At 40.4% G+C, this 371-nt stretch carries 1 rRNA gene; it reads right to left on the bottom strand.

Annotated features, from left to right (window positions below):
• Positions 1-65 (bottom strand): 5S ribosomal RNA (gene rrf, locus GXK58_RS26875); the annotation flags it as partial.
• Positions 66-371 lie beyond the last annotated feature (306 nt).

Raw genomic sequence — 371 nt, forward strand, 5'->3', positions numbered from 1 at the left:
CTGAGAAGCTTAACTTCCGTGTTCGGTATGGGAACGGGTGTGACCTTCTCGCCATAATTACCAGACTATTTATCAGACACTATTTTATTATAATGTCTTTTTTATATTTTGCAAGAGGAAATTTAACTTTTTTCATTCCCTCAAAACTAGATAATATAGAAGAAGTTAGTAAAAACGAGTTCATCTAAAAATTTGTCCAGCTACGGCTCCTAACTTCTCGGCCGTTTCGATCCGTTCCTACAAATCCAAAACCCGGATTTGCAGTGCCGGCTCTCCAACGTCTATCGAAGTTGAACAGTCGCCTCCGCTTTTCTATTAGGATAAGTCCTCGATCGATTAGTATCAGTCAGCTCCACATGTCACCATGCTTC

This window comes from Bacillus sp. USDA818B3_A (assembly GCF_009928415.1).
GTDB lineage: Bacteria > Bacillota > Bacilli > Bacillales > Cytobacillaceae > Neobacillus.